At 57.9% G+C, this 15,693-nt stretch carries 13 protein-coding genes and 1 pseudogene; 11 read left to right on the forward strand and 3 right to left on the reverse strand.

Annotation, left to right across the window (positions count from 1 at the left end; all coding sequences use genetic code 11):
• Positions 1 to 23: 23 nt before the first annotated feature.
• The 3 genes from Ga0080574_RS03915 to Ga0080574_RS03925 are packed head-to-tail and all read right to left on the reverse strand — an operon-like array spanning position 24 to position 5,208.
• The gene (locus Ga0080574_RS03915) at positions 24 to 863 is read right to left on the reverse strand and encodes a phosphoadenosine phosphosulfate reductase domain-containing protein (protein ID WP_217621190.1); all 840 of its coding nucleotides are present in this window, start codon (positions 861 to 863) and stop codon (positions 24 to 26) included.
• Complete coding sequence (locus tag Ga0080574_RS03920) at positions 860 to 4,249, reverse strand: P-loop NTPase family protein (RefSeq protein ID WP_076695346.1); 3,390 nt, start codon at positions 4,247 to 4,249, stop codon at positions 860 to 862. The genes Ga0080574_RS03915 and Ga0080574_RS03920 overlap by 4 nt, the downstream gene beginning before the upstream one ends.
• Entirely contained in the window at positions 4,249 to 5,208 is a 960-nt protein-coding gene (locus Ga0080574_RS03925; protein ID WP_076695348.1) for a DUF4007 family protein, read from the reverse strand. Before Ga0080574_RS03925 ends, Ga0080574_RS03920 begins: the two co-directional genes overlap by 1 nt.
• 153 nt (positions 5,209 to 5,361) lie before the next feature.
• Here Ga0080574_RS03925 and Ga0080574_RS03930 point away from each other — a divergent pair, with 153 nt between their 5' ends.
• The 11 genes and pseudogenes from Ga0080574_RS03930 (at position 5,362) to Ga0080574_RS03980 (ending at position 15,689) form a co-directional block, all read left to right on the forward strand.
• Positions 5,362 to 6,531, forward strand: a complete 1,170-nt coding sequence (locus Ga0080574_RS03930) for a cysteine desulfurase family protein (protein WP_076695350.1) — start codon at positions 5,362 to 5,364, stop codon at positions 6,529 to 6,531.
• A gap of 122 nt (positions 6,532 to 6,653) precedes the next feature.
• A pseudogene (locus Ga0080574_RS03935) lies at positions 6,654 to 7,324 on the forward strand (IS5 family transposase); the annotation flags it as partial.
• Positions 7,325 to 8,258: 934 nt separating this feature from the next.
• Positions 8,259 to 8,567 carry a tyrosine-type recombinase/integrase gene (locus Ga0080574_RS03940; protein WP_076695352.1) on the forward strand — a complete coding sequence of 103 codons (309 nt, stop codon included), beginning with the start codon at positions 8,259 to 8,261 and terminating at the stop codon, positions 8,565 to 8,567.
• A 445-nt stretch (positions 8,568 to 9,012) separates the two neighbouring features.
• Entirely contained in the window at positions 9,013 to 9,288 is a 276-nt protein-coding gene (locus Ga0080574_RS03945) for a pyocin activator PrtN family protein (RefSeq protein ID WP_160382730.1), read from the forward strand.
• A gap of 35 nt (positions 9,289 to 9,323) precedes the next feature.
• A complete protein-coding gene (locus tag Ga0080574_RS03950; protein ID WP_156876266.1) occupies positions 9,324 to 9,842 on the forward strand; it encodes a ParA family partition ATPase in 519 nt (172 codons plus the stop codon).
• A gap of 102 nt (positions 9,843 to 9,944) precedes the next feature.
• Positions 9,945 to 12,941 carry a TrlF family AAA-like ATPase gene (locus Ga0080574_RS03955; protein ID WP_217621191.1) on the forward strand — a complete coding sequence of 999 codons (2,997 nt, stop codon included), beginning with the start codon at positions 9,945 to 9,947 and terminating at the stop codon, positions 12,939 to 12,941.
• A gap of 84 nt (positions 12,942 to 13,025) precedes the next feature.
• A complete protein-coding gene (locus tag Ga0080574_RS03960; RefSeq protein ID WP_198039768.1) occupies positions 13,026 to 14,240 on the forward strand; it encodes an abortive infection family protein in 1,215 nt (404 codons plus the stop codon).
• 40 nt (positions 14,241 to 14,280) lie between these two features.
• Positions 14,281 to 14,661, forward strand: coding sequence for a type II toxin-antitoxin system RelE/ParE family toxin (locus tag Ga0080574_RS03965; RefSeq protein ID WP_076695359.1), 381 nt, complete (start codon positions 14,281 to 14,283; stop codon positions 14,659 to 14,661).
• Complete coding sequence (locus tag Ga0080574_RS03970; protein ID WP_076695361.1) at positions 14,658 to 14,960, forward strand: helix-turn-helix domain-containing protein; 303 nt, start codon at positions 14,658 to 14,660, stop codon at positions 14,958 to 14,960. Before Ga0080574_RS03965 ends, Ga0080574_RS03970 begins: the two co-directional genes overlap by 4 nt.
• A 73-nt stretch (positions 14,961 to 15,033) precedes the next feature.
• Positions 15,034 to 15,204 carry a type II toxin-antitoxin system PrlF family antitoxin gene (locus Ga0080574_RS03975; protein WP_083716759.1) on the forward strand — a complete coding sequence of 57 codons (171 nt, stop codon included), beginning with the start codon at positions 15,034 to 15,036 and terminating at the stop codon, positions 15,202 to 15,204.
• 29 nt (positions 15,205 to 15,233) lie between these two features.
• Positions 15,234 to 15,689, forward strand: coding sequence for a hypothetical protein (locus tag Ga0080574_RS03980; RefSeq protein ID WP_076695363.1), 456 nt, complete (start codon positions 15,234 to 15,236; stop codon positions 15,687 to 15,689).
• Positions 15,690 to 15,693: the final 4 nt, after the last annotated feature.

The following is a 15,693-nucleotide window of genomic DNA, read 5'->3' on the forward strand; positions in this document are numbered from 1 at the left end:
CCGTACCGATCCCTATTCGACGGTCACTTGTGACATGCAAGGCAGCCTTTGGCTTGCCCGTAAAGCTCGTCGATATCTAATTCATCCCCCTCGTCGCGTAAGGGGTTTTGTTGTCGCTTGGCTTTAGCTCTCGCTAGCCGCTTCTCGTAGTCTTCTTTGATCTGCTTGACCCGTTCAGGCTGCGTTAGTTCGTCGAGAGACTCCCCTTGTGACCAGGTGAACGGCGATCCATTTGCTACTGCATCCTTCTCGTAGGACTTTGCCTCTTCGAACGCTTCGGGATGCTCCTCCTTAAGGCGCACCCACTCAATCTTCTGCTGATAGAAGCAGAACGTACAGCCACTCCGGGAACGCCAGTCGTAGTAGCGGGGCAACCCCAGACCGGACGCCTCGAGGATGTCCAGTACACCAGGTTTATCGATGCCATCCTCTTTGAACGGAAGAACGATCTTTAAGCGGTCATGCTTCGAGCTATAGCCCTCACGGTACTCCTCATCTGACCGTATAGCGACGTAGCTGTAGATCGTATTCCCCTCTTCCAAAAGCGGACGAAGCCACTGTTCGAATGGGCGCAATTTAAGCTGTCGCGTGCACCACCTCGTCTGTGGAGAAGGAAGAAAATTGTTATATTGCTTTAACCAGAAATCGAAGTCCCGGTCAGGGTTGAGACGCAGGATCGACTTGCCGAGAAACCCTTCGAGCCTACCAAGGAATTCATAGACTTCGGGGAGCTCCTTCCCGGTATCCGTAAAGAAGTAGTCGATGTCGAGATCGGGGTGGTGCTGCCGCATGTAGACAGCCAAAGCGGCGCTATCGCGCCCTCCAGATAATCCGAGTACGTGCTTCACTTGATCTTTGCTCACGATACAGCCCTCTCAGTCTTGGGCTCTGTGCTTTCATCGGCTGATGTCATGTATCGACTGCTGAGCTCCGCAAGCGCGGCGAGCACAAGCCTGCGTTTATGCTCGTCACCTGCGTCTATAACGCCTTCGACACTAGCGATAATTTCCTCAATACCGGCTCGCTCAGCGTCCGTTACCTCGAATTCAGCATGGACAGGAGCCGGGCGACCGTTCACACCGACGACAACGGCCATGGCATGCCGCTTGTCGACACGTCCCTTCACACGGGCAAAGTTTTCGGCGCGGATGAACTTTTGTGCGAAGTCCGTCAACTCAACTGCAGCTTTGTCCAGGTCCGGATCGGTCCAATTCCGAGGCGGCTTACTCGTGGCAAGACTAGCGATGCTCTCGACATCTTCGGCGCCACCCTCGAACGTAGACAGACGGTTGATAAACGCGTCTAGGTGGAAGTCCCCGCCGAGCTTCCTGATGTTTTCAGCCCGAGACCGCAACTCAGCCAGGGCCTGCGGAGAGGTGTTCGGAACCTGAAGTTCGGCCAGCATTAGGTCGTTCAAGCGGCGGAGCATTGAAGGATAAGACTGGACGAGCTCTTCGAGCCCGTCACGAACGTCGTCAACAATGCTCTTCGATCCGGCTTCGCTGTCTAGGGCGCGCTCACCACCAAAAGCGGCCGGAATATCGTCAAAGAGGAACTTATTCGGATCATTCGCGTGCTTGAAGAGATCGCGCACCCTTATGGCATTGGAAGAAAGCTGCATCGTCCGCTTGGTCCACGGGTGAAGCCGGTCAAAGATCGCAATGAGTCCCCGCGCAACATCAATTGGCGCGAGATGGGTGAGCGTGTTGTCCGCATCTAGTTCCCGGACGACCTCGGCCATGCTCGAAAGAAGACGGCGGGACAAAGCGGAGAGGTTCATCCACCTGAGTTGAATATCGCCAGCGTCCCGAGCCAAAACCTCAACATCGAGGTCTTTGAACTTTGCCTGGAACACGCCTTCCCTATACAGTGCGACTTTCTCGCGCCGAGAAAGGATGAAAGCCACGGCGAGCACCGGCATTAACCCCTCTTTCAGCCCGAAAGGCGGTTCGGACCAAAGGCGATAAATCTCGGATACGCTTACCGTTCGCTCTTCGGCTTGCTTAAGAAGCTCCGCAGTTGCTTCCCAAAGCTCGTAAAGGCCGAACTCATCCTTCTCTTTTTGAGGCGCACAGAATTTGTACTCTTTTCCGCTCTTAGCGTAGAGGCCAGTTGCTTCAAGTATGGATGCAAAGAGCCCTCCTTCGGCCGGGAAACCATCAATACCGAGCCGGGGCTTGCCTTCATGCGTCACCATCGCGCGCAACAGAGCATTCTGACCAGCGATCGCATTGCTAGAAGGCTTAATGCGGTTGAGCAGTTCATTGTTTATACGCGGTGCCCGCGGATAGCGCTTCTCGGCAAGATCAGATGCGACATTGTTGAGTTCTGCATGATACCACTGCCTAGGCTTATGGTTCTTCAGGTACCAAGTTGCATTATCGAAGGCACGGCGGATTTCTTCCTCAAGATGGCCTTGAAGGACCGTATACCGGGCTTGAACTTCGCGCTGAGCTACGGGATCGCCAGCAAGGTCGGGATGCTCTTCCTGCACTTCACTGAGCGCTAGAAGTTCACGAGCCAGATCAGTGATTGCCCAGGCACGCTTCGATAGCCCGGCGACAACATCCCAGTCCTTCGATTCCCGTGCAGCTTCGCGACAAATCTTCTCCGCCTGCTCAGTTGTTTCTCCTTCTGTCGGCACTGCTAGCAAGAACTCTCCAATGGTACCCGCATGAGGCTCGTAAGCACGTGCCCGCTGAATGAGCCCGCTCAACGGCGCAACCTCCACATCAAACCACCGAAGCGCACCCGTTTCGTGGTAGTGGCGTTTCGCTAGGATTGGCTGAAGGCCGGCGAGTCTCTGCAGGGCGGCAAAGTCGACTTCACGAACATGCTGCATCGCGTCCTGTACAGCGCGTTCGACATCAAAGTCACTTCCTGCAAAGATCGCGAATGACTCTGCGAATTTCCTGAACACAACTAACGACCAGCCTTTGAGCTGCTCGAGCGCCTTCTTTGTAGCGCGGCTGGAAGCGCCGCCAGCGCATGCCTCCAGAAGTTCATAAGTCGGAAGGAGACCGGACCGCTCCTTAAATAGGTCAATAAGGGCAATCGATTTAAGAAGACGTAGATGGAGTGTATCGCCGCCGAGAGCCTCGCACCGTTCGATTGCTTCGGCCGCTAGCGCCCAACGGTGACCATCGGGCGATGCCAGAATGGAAGGCTCCAGATTGACACGAAGGTAGTCCCATAGCCTCTCTGGCTCAAAGAGAGATTCTTCAGTGTGATGCCGAATGAAGTCCTGGAAGCCATATGGCTCGGCCGAATTGAGAAAACCGAATATACTTCGCTGGTTCTGGCCAAAACGCCTGCGCGATATCGGGCCTAGAAGACAGGCAACGACCGGGTGAAGCGGCCAACATCCTTCGAGGGTCTCGGGTAGATAACTCGAAGCGGCGGGCCGCTGCCGCTTGACTTCTGAAGCAACGATTGAGGGAAGCTTGCCAGGTTTGGCGGGCACCCTTCCGCTCTCGATAGCGCGAGAAATTAGCTCGATCTGCTCTTCGCCGGCGGCATTCACCGCGAGGTCGATATAGCGCCCCTGAATCTTTGACCACTCGTCGCGCATTTCGCGCGATAGGCGGTTGGCGTACTCTTCAAACGCCTGATGTAGTATCCCGACAACAATCAGTCGCCCCTTGCTGCGCGACGCGGCTTCAGCGAGAAGCTGGAAAAGATAGACATCCGCGCCCTCTTGGGCAGCGGCCTCGAGAAATTTCCCCATCTCATCAATGAACAGGACGACGCCACCTTCGCTTTGCGGATTGCGCTCAGCAACCTCCAGAAGCGCGGAGACAACATCATCATCTGACCAGCTTTTACGGCGCTCATTTTGGAGAAGACCTCCCTCCTCGATCGCCTCTCCGATCACTTGCGCCGCTTCCGCTCTACGGCCGACTACGGGGACAGCGATCCACCCCTGTTCCTTTGGAGGCAGAGCATCAAGTACCGTCTTAGCTGCACCTTTGCCGATAGCAGCCTTGGCCTTGGCAGCAAGCTTCTTGTCGCCGCTCAGCAGAGCGCTCAGCGCGACAACCAGGCTCGATTTACCGCTCCCGTAAGGGCCGGTCCAAGTGAAAGCGCCATGACCAGTCTCAGACACATGCTGCCCGATGGTGGCCAACACATCCGCAGAGGACTTCGGGCAGACAAAGCCCTCGAGAGCCTGCAAGTCGTCGTGGTCGGCATCAATACGGATCGACCTTTGAAATCGCCTTGCAATATTCACGGTATCAGAAAGCACCATTAGGCCGCCTCACTATTCTGCAGGGGAAGATAATCGCGAGAGGCGTATTCGACAGCCGCACCGACATCTAGTGGTGCATTACGGACAACCTGCTTCAGCCCCGCCGTTTCCGACCAACGGAATCCACCACCTGAAAAATCTTCGATACCGCTAAGTCTATCGGCGACATCATTTTCATCGAGCAGGAAAACCCTTCCCGGCGACCCCGGCTCGTGCGCAATAGCCTCGAATGAAAGCGTCTGCGCGCTCGTATATCCACGCCAGAAGTCCATCAGCGCGTAAAGAAAGACGCCGTCCTTCAATGTGGATTTCGGCCCTCTTGCAAACCGAAATCCGTCTCGCTTACCTGTGGCTTTAATGAGCCCAAGCTCTGCGAGCGGTGACTCCATAGTATCTTCCGGCGAAGCTTTAGCCGATGGGCGCCGCGCGACGTAAGTACGCAGAAAGCACTCAACGTCGCGCCGGATTGTGGTAGCTGAAACGCGCGGCCACGCGCGATCTTTCGCCACCTTTTCAATTGCCTTGACTAGCCGGTCCCGCTCGAAAGTTGCGCCTGGAAAATTATTGAAGCTCCAATAGTATGTCGTTTTGTCCGGCCGACCCGCAAGATTCCAATGAATAAGCCATAGGCTCGATGGGTGCTCCATATAAGGATCATGGCCGTTCGCGCTGAAGAGCTGATCGCCAAGCTGCGTTGCCGTCAATGTCCCCGGCGATTCACCATCTTCGATGATGCCGGATGCCGCCGCCCAATGACGCATCGAGGCGACCATATTCTTACCGACGCCGAAATGAGCTATCGCCTCGTCACGGGTAAACACAGCTTTGCTGTCCGGTTGACCGGCGCGAGCCTCGACCGCGTCGTATGCCTTCTTCAACCATCCGTAGCGCAGCGGGAACGTTTCGTGACCCGAGAACTGCGGCTTGTAATTGTCTTGGTAGATAGGTCCCCGTGGCATTTCTTCCCGTCCTGGATGATTGATCCAGCTCGACTTTAACCCACAAAATATGGTAGGGTCAAACTCATTCCTGGAGATATCCTCCAGAACCTCAGCAGAGCAGGCTGACAGCGGGCTTCAGGGCATCGAGAACGGTAAGCGATTGGTAAATATATGAAATTAGGCGATACGATCTATCTGGACCATCAAGCCACAACGCCGCTCGATTCGCGGATTTTGGAAGCTATGAGTCCATATATGGCAGGGTGCTTCGGGAACCCACACGCCTCGGAACACATCATCGGCTGGCGCGCGATGCAGGTTGTCGAAGAAGCAGCCACGGCAGTTGGTGACCTTATCGGTGCCGACCCTGACGAGATTATCTTCACGTCGGGCGCGACAGAAGCAAACAACCTCGCTCTTCTTGGCGTAGCAAGGCGTGCAGCCGCGGGCAAGAGGAAGCGCATCCTGCTCGGCGCCACCGAACACAAATGTGTCCTGGAGATCGGACGAGTGCTCCGCGACGAGATAGGGTTCGCCGTCTCGCACATACCGGTGGACTCGGCGGGTCGCCTAGACATGGACGCGCTGGAGGCTGAGCTCGACGAAGAGGTTCTTCTCGTCTCGGTGATGCCGGTGAATAACGAAATCGGAACTATTCAAGATGTTGCCGCGATCTCGCGCATTGTCTCAGGCTACGGCAGCCTCCTCCACTGCGACGCAGCACAAGCTCCTTGTGCATTAGACCTTTCATCTTTGACACAACATGCGGACTTGATCAGCCTATCCGGGCACAAAATGTATGGACCGATGGGTGTTGGTGCGCTTTTTGCGCGACGTGAGCTGCACGATCAGATGGCCCCCATCATCCATGGCGGCGGTCAGCAACGGGGGCTACGATCCGGCACGCTGCCGATGCCTCTTTGCATTGGCCTAGGCGCAGCAGCGAAGCTAATGACGGGCCACGAAGCAACAAATGAACGCAAAGCAATAGCTGCCCGCAGCGACCTGTTTAAGGAACTTTTGGAAGGCTTACCCTGCAGGGTGTGGGTCAACGGCCCAACTAACGCGGCGGAACGGCATCCGGGCAACATTAATTTAGGATTTGAAGGCGTCCAGGCCGCTGACCTGCTGAGCCGTTTGCAGCCGAGGCTGGCAGCGTCCACCGGCTCCGCCTGCACAAGCGGCATTCCCGAACCCTCACACGTTCTTCGGGCCATTGGCCTTAGTGAAGATGAAGCCGCCTGCTCGATCAGGTTTAGCCTCGGCCGGCACACAACTGATGATGCCGTGAAAGAGGCGGCTCGCATTATTCAAGATGCACTTAGGGTCTGGACCCATTAATCGGCTTGCGACCACCTTCTCGGCGTGTTTCACGCTCCCGAACTGATGGGGGCATGATGGCTTTGTTGCGCAAAGGCGGATGTAGGATTCATCTGGTGAATCCAGCGTGGTAGCTGCCCTGCATGAGCAGACCTCTCCCCCCGAGCTACAAGACCAAGAACTGGCCGGCCTACAACGAAGCGCTGAAGCAGCGTGGCTCCCTGACGATCTGGTTCGACCCGGACATGGTCTGGGTGCCGCCCGCCACGGGCAAGCAAGGGCGTCAGCCGCAGTATGGCGACGCCGCGATTCAGACCTGCCTGACGATGAAGGTTCTGTTTGGCATGGCGCTCAGGCAGACGACTGGCTTCGTCGAGAGCCCCTTGCGTCTGGTCGGTCTCGACTGGAGCGCGCCGGATTTCAGCACGCTCAGCAGGCGCCAGAAGAACATGGCGGTGAACATTCCCTACCGTGGCTCGAAGGGGCCACTGAACCTGCTCATCGACAGCACCGGCATAAAGGCGGAGGGCGAAGGCGAGTGGCACGCCCGAAAGCATGGCGCGCGAAACGCCGCCTGTGGCGCAAGATCCATAACGGTGTCGATGAGCAGACGCTGGAAATTCGGGCCATCGAGGTCACCGGTAGCAATGTCGGCGATGCGCCAATGCTTCCCGAGCTGCTGGATCAGATCCCGGCGGACGTCGAGATCTGATCGGTCACCGCGGACGGCGCATACGATACCCGCAAGTGCCACAACGCGGTCGCAGATCGAGGCGCCCACGCCGTCATCCCGCCCCGCAAAAATGCCAAGCCGTGATGCGCGTTGCACTGATGAACCGCTTCTCGGCCCTCGGCACCGCCGGGATCGCCTGACAAAGACCGGTAAAGGGGCCGTCACTCCTCAAGCCATCGTTCCGCGACAACGCCGCGGTGGCCTTGAAGGTGCAGCAGGCCAAACTTGGACTAGCCCTAACATGTCGTCGCCGCGATCTTCACAAAAGGCATCCGCGAAAAATTTGGTACTTGGTACACAAGATAACCGCTTAGTGTATTGATTATATAAAAATATTCTGGATCAAACCGTCCAATCCATCATGGGTGCCACGGCAAGCCGTGACGCGTATTTTGCATTTACTTTCATACACTTACTCTCCGCATACGCAGACAGCCACCTAACGGGATTTCTCGTGATTCCCGGGGGTTTTCCCCGGTTTCCGGGGGTTTTTCAAGACAGCTTGCTACTGAGTAGCAACATCCATCCCGCCAATCATGTCCGAGCCAGAGCTCCGCCAGGGTCAGGCGAAGCACCTGATTCTGGCTGCGCCTCGACTTACCCCATTCGGACGGTTTCCGGCCAGATCGAAGTGACACCACGTTCTCAACGATCAACAAGAAAGGGACGGTCATGTCTCACACGACCCAAGTTAGCTCCAAGAATCTACTCCAGCAAATCTCGCGTGACCGCGCAGCGGGTTCTCCATTTGCCTTCCGCGCAGAACTGCCCGCCCAGCCGCGACCTGCCGAAAGTTCCGGGACCAGCAAGAAAGTCTCTTCGCGAAAGCCGAAACAGACCAAGCGGGCGCAGGTTTCGACCAAAGCGGACAACTCTCCCACAGTAGAAGACTGTTCGGACGAACCCTTCATTTCGGCACGCGCTCCGAAAGACGGCCTTCCGAGATACTGCGCGCAAATCCGTCGCAGGACCGACGGTGGCCCAATCGCTATAAGCAAGACGTTCTCAAGCCTCCATGAAAATCATCCTTTCCATGCCCAGGACGTCGGAGTTCATTTTCCCATACAACCCGCGTTCAGTGGGCACCGCTTTTCGACGCCACCGGGAGCGCGTCAAGATTGACGATCTGCGTTTTCACGATCTTCGGCACGAAGGTATCAGCCGTCTGTTCGAGAAGGGAAAGCGTGACCATTTCGTGATGAAGACCTCAGGGCATCAGTCTCGAAGCTGCTTGGATCGGTATGTGAATGTCGAAAAGAAGGGCGATAAATTCAAGAATTGGCACTGGCTGGACTGGGTTCTGGAATACTGGGCCAGCATCTGATCACCTGCCGACTCCGTGACTTCGGCGCGTTTTCTGGCGACAGGGCCACACCTGAGTCGTGACTCAGGTCTGTTGGGAAATTCCTTGGCGGCTTGCTCTGAGCAGCTGGAGGTTCGGCGCCTATAAGGCAAGGAGGAAAAGTGTAGTTGGCTAAGGCAGGGCTTTCCGATCGTCAACCTTCCCCGATTGGAACTGGCACGACGCGAACAGCCCAGGGCAGCGTCGGCACGGTCCTGGCAATCTCCGTCATGGCGTGATCTGCCTGGTGCTCGCCGTCTCCAGTTGGGTGGGGTGTTGCATCACCCCGAAATGACGCCACTCGCGATCCCCGACCACCGTCGCGACACGACCACGCTCGTCATGCCCAGCAGACTTCCGCAAAGGAACTTTTCCGCGTCCTGCAGTTCGATCTCAATTCCTACGCAGCAACCATGCGGAGGTAATGATGACAACACTTGATATGCTCCTGGCCCACTTCGGCGGCACACCCGTAATTCCTCTTGAGGTGGCGGCTCAATACTGGGGCTATGAGGCAGACACATTGGCCAGGAAAGCCGACAGTGGGGAGGTTCGAGTACCCTACTTTCGGCTCGACGAACGTCAGAAGGCAGCTCGTCTCATGATGCTTACAGACATTGCCACTATCATCGAGGAGCGCCATCGTGCAGCGCGCGCCAACTTTGAGAAGAAATGGCAAGACGATGGTGAAGAAGACGGCTGACATGCTATGCGAATAGAGGAAGCTGAAGGGAACAAATGACAGGTCGCAAGCTCTCAACTCGATCCTCAACCGAGAGGTTCACACCCAAGGGGCCTTCGAGTGTCAATTCCGGCGCGGTAGCAGGGCAGATCGTCTATCTCTCCCAAGCCGAGGAAGATGACGCCGACTGCGCGGTGATCGACACGCCCCCTCATGCCGGCGACATGATCGACGCGGCGCCCCCTGCGGCGGATCTGGTGGTCATTCCCATTCGGCCGGGTCTTTTTGACATCAACGCGGCCGCGGGCACGGTAGAGATCATGAAGCAGACCGGCCGGCCAGCGATCTTCGTTTTGAGCCAGGTGGCGGCGGTCGGGCCCGAGGGCGACGACACCGCGGCGGTGCTGCAGGAACTTTACCCGGACGTGCCAGTGGCCAAGGCCCGACTCGGCCAGCGCAAGGCGTTCACGCAGGCGCTGATCTCCGGACAAGCGATCACCGAGTTCGACCGACCGAGCTCGAAAGCGGTTGGCGAGATCAAGCCGCTGTTTCGGGAGGTGCGGAGCAAGCTGTGACACGGCCATGCACCCTCTGACAGGCAGAACCTGAAATTACCTGAGACTGTGCGAGCGACCAATATTCCTTGTAAAAAAGGGCTTAGCGCGTAGGAGATATCTTTGCCGGACAAAACAAGCATGATTGGCCGAGGCTCCGAATGGCATCGCTGGGACCCGCACATCCATGTTCCAGGGACAGTGCTGAATGATCAATTCGGCGATGACGAAGAGGCCTGGGATAGATACCTCACGGGGCTGGAGACCTCGTCCCCCAAGATAGAAGTGATCGGCGCCACCGACTACTACCTCACGGGCACCTACGAGGAACTCAGACGCTATCATGACGCGGGCCGCCTGCCTGATGTGCGGATGATCTTTCCGAACGTGGAGGTCCGCCTCGAGGCTGCAGCAAAGAGAGGTTTTATCAACCTCCACCTCCTCGTCAGTCCCGACGATCCAGACCATCTCGATCAGCTTCACCGCATTCTCCAGCGCCTCCAGTTTCAGGCCTATGAAGACACCTTCAACTGCCCCCGACCGGATCTCATCGCGCTCGGGAAAGCAGCCGACCCAACGATCAAGGATGACAAGGCAGCGCTTAAATATGGCGCAACGCAGTTCAAGGTGAACTTCCCGCAACTCAGGGAGGTCCTGGGTCGGAGTAGTTGGGCCAAGGAGAACATTCTTGTTGCCGTCGCCGCCGGGACCAACGACGGCACTTCTGGTCTTCAGGATGCTGCGGATACAACTACCCGCAAGGAAATCGAGAGATTCGCCAACATCATCTTCTCGAGCGCTCCCAGTCAAAGGGAGTTTTGGATAGGCCAGAAGGGCCTCTCCAAGGACGATCTTCTACAAGCATACGGAGGCTGCAAGCCCTGCCTTCACGGCAGTGATGCCCACGAACAGAAGAAAGTCGGGCAACCAGATCAGGATCGCTTTTCCTGGATCAAGGGAGGCCTGGTATTCGACGCGCTTCGGCAAGCATGCATCGACCCCGAAGGCCGAGCCTATGTCGGGACTGAACCACCGCAAACGCCGACGCCATCGCAGGTGATTTCTCACGTCTCTATCGAGAATGCGCCATGGGCCCGAACTCCAGAAATCCCTCTAAACCCGGGCCTTGTTGCGATCATCGGAGCACGGGGATCCGGAAAAACTGCGCTCGCGGATATCATCGCTTCTGGATGTGACTCGATTGATGAGGCGGCCTGGAAGGCCGAAGAGAACAACAGCCCGTCCTTCCTGACGCGTGCACGAGACCTTCTCGATGACGGGACCACGACGCTCACATGGGGAGGGGGTGCGACGGCAACTCGCCGCCTGGACGGCAGCGATGCCAACGGCCCGGCCGCGTATCATCGAGCAAGATACCTGTCCCAACAATTCGTCGAGGATCTGTGTTCTGCGGCAGGGGCGTCCGACGGACTAATCGCAGAGATCGAGCGCGTGATCTTCGATGCTCACCAAGATGACGATCGAGAGGGAGCCATCGATTTCGCCGAACTTCGCGGATTCAGGACCGACCGATTTCGTCAAGCAAGGAAACGTGAGGCAGAAGCGATCTCCGACATTTCGGATCGCGTTGCCGCCGAAATCGAGAAGAAGGAATCCCTTCCCTCCCTGAGAAGACAGATCGGGGAGAAAGAGGCCCTCATCAAGGGATACAATTCCGACCTCGCGAAGCATGTCGTGAAGGGAAGCGAGCAGCAGGCCGAAAGGCATGCCGAGATCGGGCGAGCCACACAGACACTACGCAGCAAGATCCAGGCCCTCGGGACCCAGAAGAGGAGCTTCATCGCCCTCCAGGACGAAGTTGCGAGCACCCGGTCGACCAAGGCCCCAGAACTCTTGCGGCAGGCCAAGGAGCGGCATCAGCAGAGCGGAATGAAGCCAGATGAGTGGGAGGAATTCCTTCTCATATACAAGGGTGATGTCGACAAGAGCCTGACAAGCTACATCGAGGCCGCCGACAAGAAGATCGAGGAATTGACCGGGCCTCCTGTCGCCGAACCAAAACCTGGCGACGCTCTAATTGCAGAAGGGACCGACCTAACCACGCTACCCCTGAACACCCTTCAGGCGGAAGCCACGCGCCTGGAGGCGATGCTGAGCGCGGACAAGGTTATTCGCGAGCGGTATGCCGCCCTCTCCAAGAAGATCGCGCAAGAAACCTCGACGCTGAACGCCCTGAAGGACCGCCTGAAGGATGCGGAGGGGGCGGCCGAACGCCAGAAAGAACTACAGACAGAGCGCCTGGATGCCTACGAGCGCCTGTTCGAGGCGATCATCAAGGAGCAAAAAGCCCTCGCAGACCTTTACGCTCCTCTCATGCTTCGGTTGGCCGAGGCATCAGGCACTCTCAGAAAACTTGGCTTCTCGGTCCGTCGTGTAGTCGATGTGGATGCTTGGGGCGAGGTAGCTGAAGAAGAGTTGCTCGACAGGCGCAAATCCGGGCCGTTCCAAGGTCGCCGGACCCTGATCGCAGCAGCCGATGCGGATCTGCGCACTGCATGGGAGAACGGAACCTCCAAGGAAATCCGTGATGCGCTGGATGATTTTATCAAGAAGTATCAAGCTGCCCTTCTAAGCCACGCGCAGTATTCCGAGAGCAACACCGAAAAATATCGCGCGTGGATGAAGCAGCTCGCGCACTGGCTCTTCGATACTTCCCATATTTCCGTTAGCTATGAAATTCTCTACGACGGACTCGATATTCGCAAGCTCTCCCCCGGGACCCGTGGCATCGTTCTGCTGTTGCTTTACCTGGCGCTGGACGATGCGGATGACCGGCCGCTCATCATCGACCAGCCCGAGGAGAACCTGGATCCGAAATCCGTCTTCGACGAGCTTGTCTCCCTCTTCATCTCCGCCAAGACCAAGCGCCAAGTGATCATGGTCACCCACAATGCGAACCTCGTCATCAATACTGATGCTGATCAGGTCATCATCGCCGATGCCGGTTCTCATTCGTCAGGCGGTCTCCCCGAGATCACTTACAGAGGCGGAGGCCTTGAGGATTCCGAAATCAGGAGGGCCGTCTGTGACATCCTGGAAGGCGGAGAGCAGGCGTTCCGAGAACGTGCGCGCCGAGTGCGCGTGAAGTTCGGACGCTGAGGTGTTGGCAGCTGCCAACATCCTTCTCGGCGCGCCATGAGATACCTGAGCATCAGACGCGAAATCGAGGGGAGCCTGCCCACCGTGGCAGATCTCCTTCGCCAGAAAGGCGAGCACGATGCCCTGCGCGCCATGAGCCAGGCCGACATTGAGATCGACGAGGTCGGCTACGACAACTGGAACGGCGGCACCGAGCTCTGGACTGTCTTCCTTCGCGTCCCGGTCAGCGTTTTCGTGTCGATCGAGGACAGCCGGAATGAGATCGCCGGGATCATCTCGAAGAACCTCGAACTCGTCACAGGCAAGGACAATGGATACTGGGTGAGCGCGGAAATCTCGCCGATGCGTGCGCTGCCGCCGGGGCGGCGTCTGCCCGATGGGAAGATCGGAGAACGGACACGCGCCGCCATCCTCGATGAGATGCGTGCCAGGGAGATCGTCTGGCACGGCGCACTGGATGAAATAGCCTTTCTCAGCCGGATCTTCGATTTGAGCTCCCTGCCCTCTCATGACAGCCGGTTCCAGAACGCCGAACAGGACATCTGGCAACACTGCATCAACAACTTCGACTGGTCACAAGACTGGGTATACAGCGATCCGCGTTTCCGTCTCTATGCCGCCGATCAGGACACCTTCCTGAAGTTCATCTGCGAGGTTCTCCACCCCATCGTCCGGAAAGACGACGCGGAGCAGGATGCGCTCGCCCGGGCGTTCAATGGCCACCTGCGGGCCGACGGATGGGAGCTCGTCGAGGACGCCATCATTGATGGCCGACCGGCTTATGTGCCGCAACGCAAGGTCCATGCCTTGGGTGGGTCGGTCCAGCGTATCAAGGCCGTGGCGGCCACCCTGAACTCGGACACGCTCTACGAAGACCTGAGGCGACTCGAACGCATCGGCGACAGCGAACCCGGCGAGGCGATCGCCTTGGCCAAGGAGATCGTGGAGAGCTGCTGCAAGCTGATCCTCGATGACCGGAAGGTCGCCTATTCCGAAAAGGCCGAGATCCCCGAGCTGCTGAAGCTCCTTCGCAAGGAGATCAAGATCATGCCGGACGGGATCGATGAGAATGCCAAGGGCGCGAACGAAATCAGGGGCATCCTGACCAGCCTGGGGAACATCGCGCACGCCCTTGCCCCGTTGCGCAACGCTTACGGCAAGGGCCATGGACGCGGGCGCGACTTCAAGGGTCTCCAGCCCCGGCATGCGCGTCTCGCGATCGGGGCCGCCAGCACCTTCGTCGACTTCGTTCTCGATCGTCACCTGTCTCAGGTTGCCGCCGAGACCGCCGAGAGCTGATTGAAATGGACAAGTGTAACACTAAGTGTTAGGGAGACGCGTGAGAGTATTCGTTGGAAAGGCGTTCAGAAAGTGGGCCGGGTCCGAGGCGATATCGGACGAGGACCTCTGTGCGGCAGCGAAGGAGGCGTTTGACGGCAACGTCGAGGCCGACCTTGGCGGCTACCTCTTCAAGAAGAGGATCGCGCGCACAGGCGGGGGCAAGTCGGGTGGTTTCCGGACCATCATCGGCTTCCGGAAGAAGAAATCCGACAGGATCTTCTTCCTCTACGGCTTTCCGAAGAGCAGCCGATCGAACATCACGCGCCGGGAAAAGGACGCCCTCTCGGTCAACGCCAAGGCGCTTATCGAGGCTGATGACAGCCAGATCGATGCGCTGAAGGCGAAGGGCACCATCGCAGAGCTGGAGTGCAAGGCATGAGTGACATTCTGGATATGGCCCACGACATGGCGAAGGACCTGCACGAGGTCGGCGCCATGGACGACATCACCATGCGCGTCATGGATCGGATCTGCGTTCCGGAGAAACCCTCCTTCACGCCGGCCAGGATCAAGAAGATCAGGGCCAAGAGCCGTATGAGCCAGCCCGTTTTTGCCCAGTTTCTCAATGTCGGCGCGACAACGGTCGCTCAGTGGGAACAGGGTAAGAAATCCCCGGGCGGTTCCTCGGCGAGACTGCTCGATGTCATCGATCGGAAAGGCATCGAGGCCATCATCTGAGCTGGGGTCGGAAAACCGCCCGCCATCATGAGGTCCGCTGGCAAAGGCCTCGGAACCGTAGGAGATCAGGAGGATGACATCGGCAATCGACCCAACGGCCCAGACCTTCCTGGGCTTTCTCGAGCAGGAAGCCGCTTCCGACCCGCAGCGCCTGCGGCCTTTCGGCGGGCACATCGTCCAGCGCGCCGCCGACCTGGTCGAGGACATTGAAATCAACCTTCACGCAGCACTCGAAGAAGACTGAACAGGGGCGAAGTAACCGGAGATCCGATCATGCCGGGCAACAGCGAAGCAGCCACGATATCGCCGATCCAGAGGTCGCCCGAGGACCTGCTGGCGATGCAGCGGACCCGCGAGGCCGCACAGAGGCTTGATGATGATGCCCGCGCTGTCGTGTGCTGGCTCGACGCGGAATTCCCCGGCTTGGTCAACAGCATGGAAGTGCAGCGACACCATGGCTGTGAGGACAACGAGATAGCCCATGTTGAGCCACGGGTGACGGATCGCCCCCGGCGGCATGAAGCCCGCGATGCCGCGGAAAAGGCGCTCACGGCACTCGGATGGTCCTTCAAGCCCGAAGGGCGCGATGTCCGCTCAACCTTCCATCGCCCGTCTCAAGCGCAATCCGCCCATGCCCGCCTGGCAGATATCGCCCGCGTTCGTCGAGCGGTGAAGCAAGCGCACACCAAGAGATCCAGTTATTGTCCTTCAACGGCGCGCCAAGAGTGAGACC

The sequence above is a fragment of the Salipiger abyssi genome (genome assembly GCF_001975705.1).
Lineage (GTDB): Bacteria > Pseudomonadota > Alphaproteobacteria > Rhodobacterales > Rhodobacteraceae > Salipiger > Salipiger abyssi.

Coding starts and splice junctions, on each gene's coding strand:
- Ga0080574_RS03970 (WP_076695361.1), top strand. CDS start 14,658: ATGAGTGACATTCTGGATATGGCCCACGACATGGCGAAGGACCTGCAC.
- Ga0080574_RS03930 (WP_076695350.1), top strand. CDS start 5,362: ATGAAATTAGGCGATACGATCTATCTGGACCATCAAGCCACAACGCCG.
- Ga0080574_RS03975 (WP_083716759.1), top strand. CDS start 15,034: ATGACATCGGCAATCGACCCAACGGCCCAGACCTTCCTGGGCTTTCTC.
- Ga0080574_RS03940 (WP_076695352.1), top strand. CDS start 8,259: ATGAAAATCATCCTTTCCATGCCCAGGACGTCGGAGTTCATTTTCCCA.
- Ga0080574_RS03980 (WP_076695363.1), top strand. CDS start 15,234: ATGCCGGGCAACAGCGAAGCAGCCACGATATCGCCGATCCAGAGGTCG.
- Ga0080574_RS03950 (WP_156876266.1), top strand. CDS start 9,324: ATGACAGGTCGCAAGCTCTCAACTCGATCCTCAACCGAGAGGTTCACA.
- Ga0080574_RS03920 (WP_076695346.1), bottom strand. CDS start 4,249: ATGGTGCTTTCTGATACCGTGAATATTGCAAGGCGATTTCAAAGGTCG.
- Ga0080574_RS03945 (WP_160382730.1), top strand. CDS start 9,013: ATGACAACACTTGATATGCTCCTGGCCCACTTCGGCGGCACACCCGTA.
- Ga0080574_RS03925 (WP_076695348.1), bottom strand. CDS start 5,208: ATGCCACGGGGACCTATCTACCAAGACAATTACAAGCCGCAGTTCTCG.